A 13,673-nucleotide genomic window follows, 5' to 3' on the forward strand; every position below is an offset into this window, starting at 1 on the left:
AAACCATCAGTGGATGATGGTTTATTGTGCCTCAAAGTTCGTGGTCAGGCAAAATCGATCTCATGGGCAAACTTATTGCTGGCTGACTTGCTGAAGCGACTTTTCACGGCAGGTTGATACCCGGCACGACCAAGCGCAACTTGCACTGCTACGGCATTGTAGCGTTTATGCTGCTTCTGTTTAGCTTGTGCGGGAGACATAATTTAGTACCTGACGGTAGTTATAAACAAATGAGTTGCAGCAACTATACGTCACGAATCTTCGTTACGCAATAGTATACTATTGATGCAACCACTGTGTACTTTCAGAGTACAAAGTAAGTCGTTAACTCCTGGATAGAAGTACGGATATCATTGTTTGCCAGATACTCATACATTCATTTCCAAAGAACTTTTCTCTCCTTTACCTTCGACACAAACGTTTATCTTCTCGCAGTTAAACGGTAGACAAAATTTGGCCACGATATGAGAGCTTCCCAGAACCACTCTAAACTTCCCCCCCCCTGGCACTAAGCAAACACGGGCAGCAGGGTCTGCTTTAAACATACAAGGATCGGACCTGGCGGTCATGGCGTGATGGGATAACCGCATAATGAGAGCGGCGACGTTCAGCCTGTCGCCACTCTGATGGGGTTAGTGTGGGGCGTTTACGTGTGTTGTCCGGCGTTTTTCACGCCAGCGGTCATAACGCTCCTGCACGCTCATGACCGCCACGAAAAACACCGGCACGAAGAATACCGCCAGTACGGTGGCGCTGACCATACCGCCGAACACGCCGGTGCCGATGGCGTGCTGGGTTTCCGCGCTGGCGCCCGACGCCACCATCAGCGGCACCACCCCCAGCGCAAACGCCAGCGAGGTCATCAGGATCGGGCGCAGGCGCAGGCGCGCCGCCGTCACCGCGGCGTCCACCAGTTCATGCCCCTGGTCGCGCAGCTGTCTGGCGAACTCGACGATCAGGATGGCGTTCTTGGCCGACAGACCGATGACGGTAATCAGCCCCACCTTGAAGAACACGTCGTTCGGCATATCGCGCAGGATCACCGCCAGCACCGCGCCGAGCAGCCCCAGCGGCACCACCAGCATGACCGACAGCGGAATCGACCAGCTTTCATACAGCGCCGCCAGCACCAGAAACACCACTACCATCGACAGCAGCAGCAACATCGGCGCCTGCGCGGCGGATTGCCGTTCCTGCAGCGACTGCCCGGTCCATTCCACGGTGAAGCCGGGCGGCAACTGCGCCGCCAGCCGTTCCATCTCCGCCATCGCCGCGCCGCTGGAGACGCCGGGCGCGGCGCTGCCGGAGATTCGTGCCGCCAGGAACCCCTGATAGCGCGTCAGTTGCAGCGGGGTATCGCTCCAGACCGGCGTCACCACCTCTTTCAGCGAAACCATGCCGCCCGCGGTGTTGCGCACATACAGCCGGAGCACATCGTCCAGTTGCATCCGCGCCGGCGCGTCGGCCTGAATGATCACCTGCTGCATACGGCCGGCGTTCGGGAAGTCGTTCACGTACAGTGAGCCGATGGCGGCGGACAGCGTCTCGCTGAGGGTGCTGAACGACACGCCGAGCGCTTCCGCCTTTTGACGGTCGATATTCAGCCGCACCGTGCTGCCGGGCGGCAGGCCGTCCGGATAAACCCCGGCGACGATGTGGCTCTGCGCCGCCAGCGTCAACAGTTTGGTTTCCGCCGCCTTGAGCGCGGCGTAACCCTGACCGGATCGGTCCTGCAGGCGCAGGGTAAAGCCGGACGAGGTGCCCAGCTCATCGATCGCGGGCGGCATCAGCGTCATGGCGGTACCCTCGCGGATCGACGACATCGCCTGCTGCGCCAGCGCCACTTCACCCTGCGCGGTGGCGCCGTCGCGGGCCGACCAGTCCTTCAGCGTGGTGAACGCCATCGCCGCGTTGGGGCCGGAGCCGGAGAAGCCGAAGCCGAGAATCGACATGTTGGACGCAATACCGGGGCGCGAGGCGATGTGCTGTTCGTAGGCCTTGACCACGTCCCGCGTGCGCGCTTCGGTGGCGTCCGACGGCAGTTGGATCGAGGTCATGAAGTAGCCCTGATCCTCTTGCGGCAGAAAGTCGGACGGCAATTCCCGGAATATCCACGCCAGCGCGCCGGTCAGCGCGGCGAACAGCAGCAACATGCTGCCGGAACGGCGCAGCAGCGCGCGGGTGCCGGCGGCGTAATGTTGCGTCAACTGTTCGAAACGGCGGTTAAAGCTGCGTTTCTCATGATGACCGTCGGCAACCGGCGTCAGCAGCGTGGCGCACAGCGCAGGGGTCAGCGTCAGCGCCAGAAACGCCGAGAACAGGATTGATACCGCCATCGACAGGGTAAATTGCCGGTAGATGACCCCCACTGAACCGCTGGCGAACGCCATCGGGATAAACACGGCCGACAGCACCAGCGTGATGCCGATAATCGCGCCGGTGATCTCCTTCATCGCCCGGGTGGTCGCCGCCTGAGGCGACAGCCGTTCCTGCGCCATCAGCCGCTCAACGTTTTCCACCACCACGATGGCGTCATCCACGATGATGCCGATCGCCAGCACCATGCCGAACATCGTCAGCACGTTGATGGAGAAACCGGCCGCCAGCATCACCGTAAAGGTGCCGAGCAGGGCGATGGGGGCGACAATCGCCGGGATCAAGGTATAACGCACATTTTGCAGAAACAGGTACATCACCAGAAACACCAGCACCATCGCTTCGGCCAGCGTCCTGACCACCTGCTCGATGGAGATTTTGACGAACGGCGCGGTGTTGAACGGCAGCGAATAGCCCATCCCGGCGGGCATGGACGGTTTCAGCTCGGCCATGCGCTGCGCGATCGCGGCGGCGGTGCGCACCGCATTCGCGCCCGGCGCCAGCTGAACGGCGGCGGCGGTGGCGTCCTTGCCGTTTTCACGCACGGAAAAACCGTAGGACTGCGCGCCCAGTTCGACGCGCGCCACGTCGGCCAGCGTCACCCGCGAGCCGTCCTCCCGGGCACGCAGCACGATGGCGGCGAATTGCTCCGGGTTTTCCAACTGCCCTTGCACCGTCAGCGGAATGGTCACCCGCTGCCCCGGCAGGGTAGGCGCGTCGCCGACCCGTCCGGGGGCGATTTGCGCGTTCTGCTGGGTGATGGCGGTCGACAGGTCGTTCATGGTCAGGCCGTAGGACAGCAGCTTGTTCGGGTCGACCCAAATGCGCATCGCCTGTTCGGCGCCGAATAGCTGGACGCGGCCGACGCCGTCGACCCGGCGCAGCTCCTCGACCACGTTACGCGCCATGTAGTCGCTCAGCGCCACCTGGTCGAAACGCCCGCTATCGGAGGTCAGGCTGACCAGCAGCAGGAAGCCCGATGAGGCGGACTCCACCTGCAGGCCGTTTTGCCTGACCGTTTGCGGCAGCCGGGGTTCGACCGATTTGATGCGGTTTTGCACGTCCACCTGCGCCAGCTCCGGGTCGGTGCCCGGCTTGAAGGTGATGCTGATCTGCGCCGAACCGGAGGTGTCCACCGACGACTCGAAATAGAGCAGGTTTTTGACGCTGGACAGCTCGCGTTCAATGAGCCCGACCACCGCATCATTCATGGTCTGGGGCGTCGCGCCGGGGTAAGAGGCGGTGATGCTCACCGTCGGCGGCGCCACCGACGGGTAACGGGCGATCGGCAACTGGGGAATGGCGATGGTTCCCAGCAGCACGATGAACAGGGCGATCACCCAGGCGAATACCGGGCGATGGATAAAAAATTGCGGCATGGCGCATGGCTCCTTTGCTGTTAACGTGACGCCACGTCAGTGGCGGACGGCACCGTTTTCCAGTTCTGGGTCGTCACCCAGGCGCCGTCTCTCAGCCTTTCGCCGCCTTCGATCACCACCTGTTGGCCGGCGCTGAGCCCGGCGCGAATGCGGTACTGCCGGTTGACCAGCTCGCCCAGCTCGACCGTGACGGCATGGGCCGTGTTCCGCGCGTCAACCACCCAGATTTTGGCTTCGCCGGCGCTGCGCGTCACCGCCTGTTGCGGCACCAGTAGGGCGTCGTCGTGGTGACCGAGCGGGATGCGGGCGCGGACGAACATTCCCGGCAGCAGTTGCCGCTGCGGGTTGTCCACCAGAATGCGCAGCAGCACGTCGCCGGTGCCGGCGTCCACATTGACGCCGGAAAACAGAATGCGCGCCTGCATCGGGTAGGGCTGGCCGTCGCCGTGCAGGATCACCGCCGGTACGCCGTCGCTGCCGTTGGCGCGCTGACTCAACATATCCCGCAGTTGTTCCAGCGAGGAGGCCGGTTGCCGCACATCGACATAGACCTGATCGATCTGCTGGACCCGCGCCAGCGGGTTGCTGTCGTTGGTGCTGACCAGCGCGCCTTCGGTGATCAGCGCCTGATCGATACGGCCGGCAATGGGGGACTCGACGGTGGCGAAGGTCAGATCCAGTTGGCGGCGCGCCAGCGTGGCCCGGGTCTGCGCCACATCGGCGGCGGCCTGGTCGCGCTGGGCTATCGCATCGTCGTAGGTTTGCTGGCTGATGGCGCCGGTGCTGAGCAGCGGCTTGAGACGAGCGACCTGAATTTGCGCCCGGTTCAGCACCGACTGGGCGCGTTGCAGCGCGGCGCCGGCGGTATCGACATCGGCCTTGAACGGTGCCGGGTTAATCTGGAACAACGGTTGCCCGGCGCGGATCTCGGCGCCCTGTTCGAACAGCCGGCGCTGGATGATGCCGCCGACCTGCGGACGGATTTCCGCCGTCCGCACCGCGGCGACCCTGCCGGGCAGATCGTCGGTCAGGGTGATGGGCGCGGGCGTGGCGGTCAGGACGGTGACCTGCGCCGGCGGCGGTTCGGCCGCTACGTCGGTTTGGTCGCAGCCGGTCAGCAACATACCGACCAGCGCCAGTATTACGCCGTGGCGACACAGTTGTTTCAGCGACACGGGCTGGCGGGTGGTTGCGCCGTGCGACTCCGCCTGACCGGGCGTCGCCAGCAGCAGGGCCGACAGAATACAGGCGGCCGGGTATTGATACGGTTTCTTGGTGTTCATATCACTTCGTAATCCCTGTTTACCGGCCATAGGGAGGCCAGACTGCAAAAGTGTGCGCCCGCTGTGTGCGGTTTCCGTTGGAGAAAGATGGAGATATGATGGAGAACCTGGATTTTTTATCATGAGCTGACCGATGACTGTTCATACACAATCCATGCCGATGGCTGACGAGACGCATGGATTGGTGCTTATCGCCGAAGATGAGCCAGAAATCGCCGATATTCTTCGTGCTTACCTCACACGCAGCGGTTTGCGCACCCTCCACGCCGCCGATGGACACAAAGCGCTGGAACTCCATCTCTCCATGAAACCGGATCTGGTGCTGCTGGATGTACAGATGCCGCAGGTCGATGGCTGGCAAGTGCTGGCGGGGATTCGTCACCGCGGCGATACTCCGGTGATTATGCTGACCGCGCTGGATCAGGATATCGACAAGCTGATGGGCTTGCGGATTGGCGCCGATGATTACGTGGTCAAACCGTTTAACCCCGCCGAAGTGGTGGCACGGGTGCAGGCGGTGCTGCGCCGCGCCGGTCTGCGCGCCGATCGTCAGCCGCAGCGCTTCCTGCGTACCGGTATCTTCCAGATCGATCTGGAAAACCACGAGGTGGTGGTGGAACTGAATGGCGTCGGCCAGCCGCTGGAGCTGACGCTGACCGAATTCCGGCTGATCGCCCATATGGCGCGTGCGCCGCGCCGGGTGTTCAGCCGCGAGGAACTGCTGGTTTCCTGCCTGCCGGAAGGGGATTCGCTGGAACGCACGGTGGACAGCCACATCAGCAAACTGCGCAAGAAACTGGAGCGGCTGGGGCTGAGCGGCGTGCCGTCCAGCGTGCGCGGCGTCGGCTACCGGTTGGGGGAGGCGTCATGAAACCGCTGGGTAGCCTGAGCCGCCAAATCGTGCGTTCCATGACGCTGCTGGCGCTGTCCGTCACCCTGATGATGGTGGTCGGTTCCTACATCTTCTATTCGCTGATGTTGACTATTTCTCCGGAAAGCCTGTCGTCGAACGATCAGTTAATGCCGACGACCATGGAATGGTTCTGGATGGCGGTCACCACGCTGTTGGCGTTGGTGATCGCGGTGGTGCTGGCTATTCGGCTGGCGCGCCGCATTTTGGTGCCGCTGAATTCAGTGGCGCACAGCCTGCGCCAGATCGCCGAAGGCGAACTGAACGCGCGCGCCGAAACCGACGATTACTCGCTGGGCGAAGCGGCGTTGCTGGTGCGCGACTTTAATACCATGGCGGAACGGCTGGAGCGCATGGCGCAGGAGCGGGCGTTCTGGAACGCCGCCATCGCACACGAACTGCGCACGCCGGTCACCATTTTGCGCGGCCGGTTGCAGGGGCTGACCGAAGGTGTGTTCGAACCGGATATCGGCTTGTTTCGCAATCTGCTGACGCAGGTGGAAGGGCTGGGGCGGCTGATTGAGGACTTGCGGGTGGTGGGGCTGGCGGAAAGCGGCCATCTGGAGCTGCGCTGGACGCGAACCCGCCTGTCTGACGAGGTGACGGCGGTGGTGAGCGCGTTCGAACCTGCGCTGCAACATGAAGGGTTTACCCTGTCGCTGGCGCTGGAAGACCAGGTGGTGCAGTGCGACCCGGTGCGGATTCGTCAGGCGCTGCTGGCGTTGCTGGAGAATGCGCAGAAACATGCCGACCCCGGTCGATTATGCATCCGGGCGGGCGTGGATGGCGGGCGGGCGTTTCTGAGCGTTGAAGACGACGGCCCCGGCATCGACCCGCAGTTCGCCGATCAGATTTTTGAAGCCTTCCAGCGCGGTGAACAATCGCGCGCGGGCAACAGCAAAGGCAGCGGGCTGGGGCTGGCGGTGGTGCAGGCGATTGCTCAGGCGCACGGCGGTCAGGCGAGCTGCTGCCCATCGCCGTTCGGCGGCGCGCGGTTCGAACTGCGCTGGCCGGTGGCCGGCCGGAACAGCGGGCTGTCGGCCAGCGGACCATCGATCGGTGGGCAATCGATCGGTGGGTGATCGAACATAGGCAATCGATCAACGGACCGTCAGTCAGCGGGCAATCAGGGACGCGCTGACGGCAGCAATGCGTCGGCTTTCAGCCAGGCTAAGGCGCTGTCGGCCAGCGCTTGGCCGATCGCCGGCGTGATTCAGACCGGCTGACGCAGGTGCGCCAGCAAATTGGCGGCTTCGGGCTGCAAGGTCGCGCCTGACCTGATGCCCAGCCACAGTTTGCGGGTGGCCCAGCTATCGGTCAGGCGGATTGCGTGCAGCCCCACGCCGAGGATTTCCGGACGAATGGCGCCTTCAGGCAGGATGCTGATGCCGAGCCCGGCTTCGATCATGCGGCATATGCCATCAAAGCTGCTGACCTGAATGCGCAAACGCAGCATTTTTCCGTATTCTTCGGCGGTGTCCTGCAACAGTTTTAGCAGCGAGCTGCCGTTGTTGAGGCCGACGAAATCGTACGGCAGGGCGTCGGCAAAAGTGATTTCCCGGTGTTCAGCCAGCGGATGCCGGGGCGACACCAGCACCACCAACTGGTCTTCCCGATACGGAATCTTTTCCACGCCGGGGGAGGGCACATTGTCGGCGAAGATGCCGAGATCGGCCTGCCCGGTGAGCAGCGCCGTCACCACGGTTTCACTCAGTTTCTCTTCCAGATTGATGCGCACCAGCGGATGGCGTTGCAGAAAATGCGCCAGATCCTGCGGCAGAAATTCGATGATGGCCGAGGTGTTGGCCCAGATGTGCACATGACCGCGCACGCCGGCGGCGTAATCCTGCATTTCGCCGGCCATGCGTTCCACGCTGCCCACGACCTGACGGGCGAGTTGCACCAGCTCTTTCCCCGCCGCCGTCAGCGCCAGACCGCGCGGCATACGGATGAACAGCGTGCAATCGACGGTGCGTTCCAGTTCCGCCATGCGTTTGCTCAGGGCCGACAGCGTCATGTGGAAGGTTTCGGCGGTCTTGGTCAGGCTACCGATTCTGGCGACCTGCAAAAACAGGCGTAGCGATTGCAGGTCAAAATGCGCGGGATTGATCATGGGAAGGCGGCGATCCTCGAAAGCGTGAGCGTCATAGCCTAACACAGTGGCGACCCTTTCCTGGCAGGAAAGGGTGATTGACGATTGAGGAATTATCAAAAGCGTCGCCTGCGCCTAGGATGTCATCCTATTGTCTCAATTACAGGAAAGGCAGCGTTGATTAGTCATATTGACCACATTGTGCTGACCTGCGTGGATCTGGCGGCGACGCAGCGTTTTTATACCCAGGTGCTGCGACTGCGGCAGGAAACCTTCGGTAACGGTCGTATTGCGTTCTGCTTTGGGCAGCAGAAAATCAATGTCCACGTCAGGGGCGCGGAGTTTGCGCCGCACGCCCATCTGCCGGCGCCCGGCGCGCTGGATCTCTGTTTTATCGCCGGCGAACCGCTGGTGCAGGTGATGGCGCATTTACAGCGCTGCGGCTGGCCGATTATCGAGGGGCCGGTCGAACGCACCGGCGCGACCGGGAAAATCCGTTCGGTTTACCTGCGCGACCCCGACCTGAACCTGATCGAAATCGCGGAATATCTTCGTGATGACGTGGTGTGATCATTGAAGGTACTTTTCATTCAACTCATTATTTCTAAAAACGATATAACAGGATGTAGTGGCTGTTTATGACCAGTTTGCTGATGACCAATATGGTGTTGTGTTTGATTCTGGGGATGGGGCTTGGGGTATGCGGCGGAATGCTGGGAATCGGCGGCGGGCTGATCGCCATTCCGGTGCTGGGGATGCTGTTTGGCATGAATCAGCACCTGGCGCAGGGCACGGCGTTGATTATGATTACCCCGAACGTGTTGATCGGCTTTCTGCGTTACCGGCAGCGCAACAAGATCGACACCCGCATGACGCTGATGCTGTGCGCTTTCGCCACGGTGTCGGCCTATTTCGCCGCGCATATCGCCTCGGCCATTCAGGTCGATAACTTGCAGCAGGCGTTTGCTATTTTCCTGCTGGTGCTGGCGACCTACTACATCTGGCAGTGGATCAACAGCCGGCGCAGTCGTACGCCGACCTCGGTCTTATCAAAACGTTATCTACCGGCGCTCGGCGTGGCGAGCGGCTTTATGTCCGGTATTTTTACCGTCGGCGGCGGGCTGGTGGTGGTGCCGGCGCTGGTAACGCTGTTTGGTTTCACCCAGACGCAGGCGCAGGGCATCGCGCTGGCGCTGGTGGTGCCCGGCGCGCTGGCGGCGCTGGTGTCTTACACCCAGGCCGGCAATGTGGACTGGGCGACCGGCATCCCGCTGGCGATCGGCGGCATCCTGAGCGTGTCGTGGGGCGTGGCGCTGGCGCACAAACTGCCGGTGGTCGCGTTGCGGCTGGCGTTCTGTCTGGTGCTGGTGGGCGTGGCGGTGGTGATGCTGGTGGCGAAATAACGCGGCGGGAATACGTTGCGTAAAAGAAGCCTGACGGGTGGCGCTGTCCGCCCGTTGCCGCTACAATCCGGTCATCGATTAACCTACGGATAAAAATAAGGAGGACCATCATGCTGCGCTGTGAAATGTTTAACACTTCACATCCTTTTGGCGATCGCCGTTGCTCAAGCGTTATCGATATCGTGCTGCGATAACGGTGGCTTGAGCGAAGCAAACCTCATTTCTCCTTCTCTCGGGCTTACCGGGTTATCGTCAGCGGTGTGTTGACGAGGCACAGCTGTGCCTGTAACTCTTGAGTAAGCAATGAGCACTTTACTGACTGTACACTCCCTGAGTGTGGATACTCCTTTCGGCCCTCTGCTGAACGACGTTTCTTTTACCCTGAATAAAGGCGACCGCCTCGGTCTTATCGGCCATAACGGCTGCGGCAAAAGCACGCTGCTGAAGCTGCTGGACGGCACGCTGACGCCGGCTCGCGGCAGCGTGACAAAAGCCCATCACTGCCTGCTGGCGCGCGTCGAACAGCATTTGCCGGCGGATCTGCATTCGCTGACGATGCTGGAGGCGGTGCTGGCCCGTCTGCCCGAGGCTGAACGCGCCGGCGAGCGCTGGCGGGCGGAAGCCCTGCTGGCGGAGATGGGATTCGGCGAATGGGACTGGCTTCTTTGCGCCGGCACCCTGAGCGGCGGCCAGCACACCCGGCTACTGCTGGCGCGGGCGCTTGTCACCTCGCCGGATCTGCTATTGCTGGACGAGCCGAGCAACCATCTGGACTTGCCGACGCTGTTGTGGCTGGAGCAGTTCCTGCAACGCTGGAGCGGCAGCTTTGTGCTGGTGTCCCACGACAGCCAGTTGCTGGATAACGTCACCAACGGCAGTTATATCCTGCGCGACCGGCAACTGCATTACTTTGCGCTGCCTTGTAGCGCCGCTCGTACCGCGCTGGCGGAGCGCGATCGCAGCGATGCGTTGCGCCGTAAAGCGGAACAAAAGGAAATCGACCGCGTTACCGCCAGCGCCAAACGGCTGGCCGTCTGGGGCAAGGTCTACGATAACGAAGATCTGGCGCGCAAGGCCAAGCAGATGGAAAAGCACATCGAACGGCTGAAGGACGATCAAACCGAGCTGACCGCCGGCAGCCAGTGGCGGCTGGCGCTGCATGGCGACGCTCTGGCCGCCGATCGTCTGCTGGAAATGACGGAATTGGCGGTGAGCCCGGCGCCGGCGTGTCCGCCGCTGTTTACCCTGCCGTTGCAGCGGGTGAAAAGCGGCGACCGGGTGGCGATTATCGGCCGTAACGGCTGTGGTAAGTCATCGTTGCTGCGCCTGCTGTGGCGGCAGTATCAACATCCGTCGGCGGACCCGTCGATTCGCCTGCACCCGCGCGTTCGGCTGGGTTATTACGACCAGACGCTGCATCAACTGCGTGACGACGATACGCTGTTCGATGCGTTGACGCCGTTCGCGCCGCTGGCGCAGGACCGCAAGATGGCGCTGATCAGCGCCGGATTTCCGTGGTCGCGGCATCAGCAGACGGTCGCTACCCTGAGCGGCGGCGAACGCGCCCGGCTGCTGTTTGTCGGGCTGTCGCTGGCGCGCTACGGATTGTTGATGCTGGACGAGCCGACCAACCATCTGGACATGGAGGGCAAAGAAGCGCTGGCCGACACGCTGCAAACCTTTGGCGGCGGCGTGCTGCTGGTGACGCACGACCGGGCGCTGATCAGCCACAGTTGCAACCGCTTCTGGCTGGTTGATCACGGGGTGTTGAGCGAGTGGCACGATCTGGATCAGGTCTATCAACGGCTGAGCGAGCCAGCCGGCGGACCGACGGCGCACGTGGTGCAGCCGTTAGCGGCGGCGGCGGCGTCGGATCATGTCGATGAAGCCGATGTGCAGCTGGCGCAACTGGTTGAGCTGGAACACCGGCTGGCCGAGGATCTGGCGCGTAAGTCGAAGCACCAGAAACCGGCGCTACAGGCGCAGTGGCGAGAGGAGATCGCCCGGCTTAACGCCCTGCTGGGGCTGGTGTAAATCAAACCTCGCCCCCTCGTCAGAGGGGGCATTTGCAGTGGCAGCCTGGTACCTTATGCCTGTGCTATCAGCAGTCCTCAATAATCAGGTACGCCGCGTTCAGCGGCCCATGCACCCCCACCACTTTGATCAGTTCGATATCGGCGGTAGAACTGGGTCCGGCGATCAGGTTGATGCACGACGGCAGCGCTTCGCCCTGTCGCGCCCGCTGGCGCAGATGCTGGGCCAGTTGCGCCACGCGCGGCAGCAGGCAGCTTTTACGTACAATAAACAGTGTGGACTCCGGCAGCAGAGTGATGGCGCGCCCCTGTTGCGGCGTCGAGAACAGCACCACGCCGCCGGATTCGGTCAGGCCGTACTCGGCGTACACCACGCCGATGCGGGCCTGCGTCGCCAGCCGTAGATTTTCCTCGCCGGCTGTCGGCTCCCAACACTGTGCCTGATACGCCTGCCGTAGGTGGTCGGTGACGCCCAGTTCCGCCAGTCGCGGGTCGCCGCTGACCAGCACCGGCGCGCCGCCATAACGCTGGCACAGGCGCGCGGCGGCCTGCGCTACCTCAGCCTGCGGGGTGAGTTCACAGTGCGCCTGCATCACGTTGCCGGCGTAGTCGATAAAGGCGTCGCAGCGTTGCTGCGGCGTCAGTTCGGTCAGGCGGATGCGGGCCGGGTCGTTGTCCAGCGGCGGCAACGGCGGCGGCGTTTGACGTGGTTCACGACCGAGCCGGCGGGCCAGCGTGGACAGAAAGGCATCGCGGTTTTCCATTAACGTTTCTCCCTGGTCTGGCGTTGATGCTGTTTGAACCAGCTGCGGAAGCTTTCGCCGTCGGCGTCCGGCAGGTCGCGGGCGGCGGTCCATTCGCTGATAGCGCCGAGGTTAAACGGCATCTTGCCGTCGCGAATCAGCCAGCGCGCGGCGCGCGCCCCCGCCACCATGCCGACTTTCCACACCCCCGGATGGCGGTTGGCGTAGTTGAACAGTTGAACGGTGCGCCGTTCGGCGGCGGGCGTCATGCCGTTTTCCGCCAGCGTGCGCCGGTGTTGCAGGATCAGCGAGGACAGCGGAATGCGCACCGGGCAGACGTCGTCGCAGGCGGTGCACAGCGAGCAGGCGTAAGGCAGATGTTTGAAGTCTTCATATCCGCCCAGCAGCGGCGACAGCACCGCGCCGACCGGGCCGGGATAGATGGAGCCGTAGCCGTGGCCGCCGATATGGCGGTAGGCGGGGCAGGTGTTGATGCAGGCGCCGCAGCGGATGCAACGCAGAATGTCGTGGAACGGCGACCCCAGCACCTGCGAACGGCCGTTGTCGACGATCACCAAATGAAACTCCTCCGGGCCGTCGACGTCGTCGCTGCCTTTCGGGCCGGTCAACCAGGTGTTGTAGCCGGTTAAACGGGCGCCGACCGCGCTGCGCGCCAGCATGGTGAGGATCACGTCCAGCTCGTCAAAGGTGGGGACGATGCGCTCCATGCCCATGACGGCGATGTGGGTGCGGGGTAGGGTAGTGCACAGCCGGGCGTTGCCTTCGTTGCTCACCAGACTGACGGTGCCGGTTTCCGCCACGGCGAAGTTACAGCCGGTGATCCCCACTTCGGCGCTGAGAAAATCTTCGCGGATTTTCTGGCGGATAAAGCGCGTCATCGCTTCCGGTGTTTCCGGGCCGTCGTAGTCCAGCTGCTGTTGCAGTACGCGCTGGATTTGATGGCGATCTTTGTGGATGGCGGGCACCACCACGTGGGAGGGCGCGTCCTGATCCAGTTGCAGGATGTATTCGCCCAGATCGGTTTCCACCACCTCGATGCCGGCGGCCTGTAGCACGGCGTTCATGCCGATCTCTTCGGTCACCATGGATTTGGATTTCACCACCTTGCGGGCCTGTTTGGCCTGCGTCACCTGCAAAATATACCGGGTGGCGTCTTCGCGGGTTTCGGCAAAAAACACCTTGCCGCCGTTGGCGGTCACCTGTTCCGACAACTGGTACAGGTAGGCGTCGAGATTATCGAGCACGTGGGCGCGAATTTGCGCCGCCCGCGAGCGCCAGACATCCCACTGGCCCAGTTCATCGACCATCTTCTGGCGGTTGGCGCCAATGCGCTCCTGCGCATTGGCGACTGCCTGACGCATGATTGGGTTGTCGATCTGCTGACGGATACGTTCGCGAAACGGCAGGTTGCTGGTTTTGAGGTACATGGCGTC

At 62.6% G+C, this 13,673-nt stretch carries 11 protein-coding genes; 5 read left to right on the plus strand and 6 right to left on the minus strand.

Annotated features, from left to right (window positions below):
- Positions 1–44: 44 nt before the first annotated feature.
- The 3 genes from DDA898_RS23435 to DDA898_RS07045 all read right to left on the minus strand — a co-directional run bounded on the left by DDA898_RS23435 (position 45) and on the right by DDA898_RS07045 (position 5,038).
- Entirely contained in the window at positions 45–200 is a 156-nt protein-coding gene (locus DDA898_RS23435; RefSeq protein WP_167401380.1) for a hypothetical protein, read from the minus strand.
- A 432-nt stretch (positions 201–632) separates the two neighbouring features.
- Complete coding sequence (locus DDA898_RS07040) at positions 633–3,755, minus strand: multidrug efflux RND transporter permease subunit (protein ID WP_038910685.1); 3,123 nt, start codon at positions 3,753–3,755, stop codon at positions 633–635.
- Positions 3,756–3,775: 20 nt separating this feature from the next.
- Positions 3,776–5,038 (minus strand): efflux RND transporter periplasmic adaptor subunit, encoded by a 1,263-nt coding sequence (locus DDA898_RS07045; protein WP_071604511.1) that lies wholly within the window; start codon positions 5,036–5,038, stop codon positions 3,776–3,778.
- A 133-nt stretch (positions 5,039–5,171) separates the two neighbouring features.
- On the opposite strand from DDA898_RS07045, the gene DDA898_RS07050 reads away from it, so the two are divergent.
- Both DDA898_RS07050 and DDA898_RS07055 read left to right on the plus strand, forming a co-directional pair.
- Positions 5,172–5,909, plus strand: coding sequence for a response regulator (locus DDA898_RS07050; RefSeq protein WP_013317173.1), 738 nt, complete (start codon positions 5,172–5,174; stop codon positions 5,907–5,909).
- Complete coding sequence (locus DDA898_RS07055; RefSeq protein ID WP_038910686.1) at positions 5,906–7,030, plus strand: ATP-binding protein; 1,125 nt, start codon at positions 5,906–5,908, stop codon at positions 7,028–7,030. The genes DDA898_RS07050 and DDA898_RS07055 overlap by 4 nt, the downstream gene beginning before the upstream one ends.
- Before the next feature lie 131 nt (positions 7,031–7,161).
- On the opposite strand, the gene DDA898_RS07060 is transcribed toward DDA898_RS07055, so the two are convergent.
- A complete protein-coding gene (locus tag DDA898_RS07060) occupies positions 7,162–8,061 on the minus strand; it encodes a LysR family transcriptional regulator (RefSeq protein WP_038910687.1) in 900 nt (299 codons plus the stop codon).
- Positions 8,062–8,217: 156 nt separating this feature from the next.
- On the opposite strand from DDA898_RS07060, the gene DDA898_RS07065 reads away from it, so the two are divergent.
- The 3 genes from DDA898_RS07065 to DDA898_RS07075 all read left to right on the plus strand — a co-directional run bounded on the left by DDA898_RS07065 (position 8,218) and on the right by DDA898_RS07075 (position 11,477).
- Positions 8,218–8,610 carry a VOC family protein gene (locus DDA898_RS07065; protein ID WP_038910688.1) on the plus strand — a complete coding sequence of 131 codons (393 nt, stop codon included), beginning with the start codon at positions 8,218–8,220 and terminating at the stop codon, positions 8,608–8,610.
- A 68-nt stretch (positions 8,611–8,678) separates the two neighbouring features.
- The gene (locus DDA898_RS07070; protein WP_038900743.1) at positions 8,679–9,443 is read left to right on the plus strand and encodes a sulfite exporter TauE/SafE family protein; all 765 of its coding nucleotides are present in this window, start codon (positions 8,679–8,681) and stop codon (positions 9,441–9,443) included.
- A 303-nt stretch (positions 9,444–9,746) separates the two neighbouring features.
- Entirely contained in the window at positions 9,747–11,477 is a 1,731-nt protein-coding gene (locus tag DDA898_RS07075; RefSeq protein WP_038910689.1) for an ABC-F family ATP-binding cassette domain-containing protein, read from the plus strand.
- A 67-nt stretch (positions 11,478–11,544) separates the two neighbouring features.
- Here the strand turns inward: DDA898_RS07075 and DDA898_RS07080 are convergent, their stop codons facing one another.
- Positions 11,545–12,240, minus strand: a complete 696-nt coding sequence (locus tag DDA898_RS07080) for a LutC/YkgG family protein (protein ID WP_038910690.1) — start codon at positions 12,238–12,240, stop codon at positions 11,545–11,547.
- On the minus strand, positions 12,240–13,667 hold the full coding sequence (locus DDA898_RS07085; protein ID WP_038910691.1) for a LutB/LldF family L-lactate oxidation iron-sulfur protein: 1,428 nt from the start codon (positions 13,665–13,667) through the stop codon (positions 12,240–12,242). The genes DDA898_RS07080 and DDA898_RS07085 overlap by 1 nt, the downstream gene beginning before the upstream one ends.
- Positions 13,668–13,673: the final 6 nt, after the last annotated feature.

The organism is Dickeya dadantii NCPPB 898 (assembly GCF_000406145.1).
Classification (GTDB): domain Bacteria; phylum Pseudomonadota; class Gammaproteobacteria; order Enterobacterales; family Enterobacteriaceae; genus Dickeya; species Dickeya dadantii.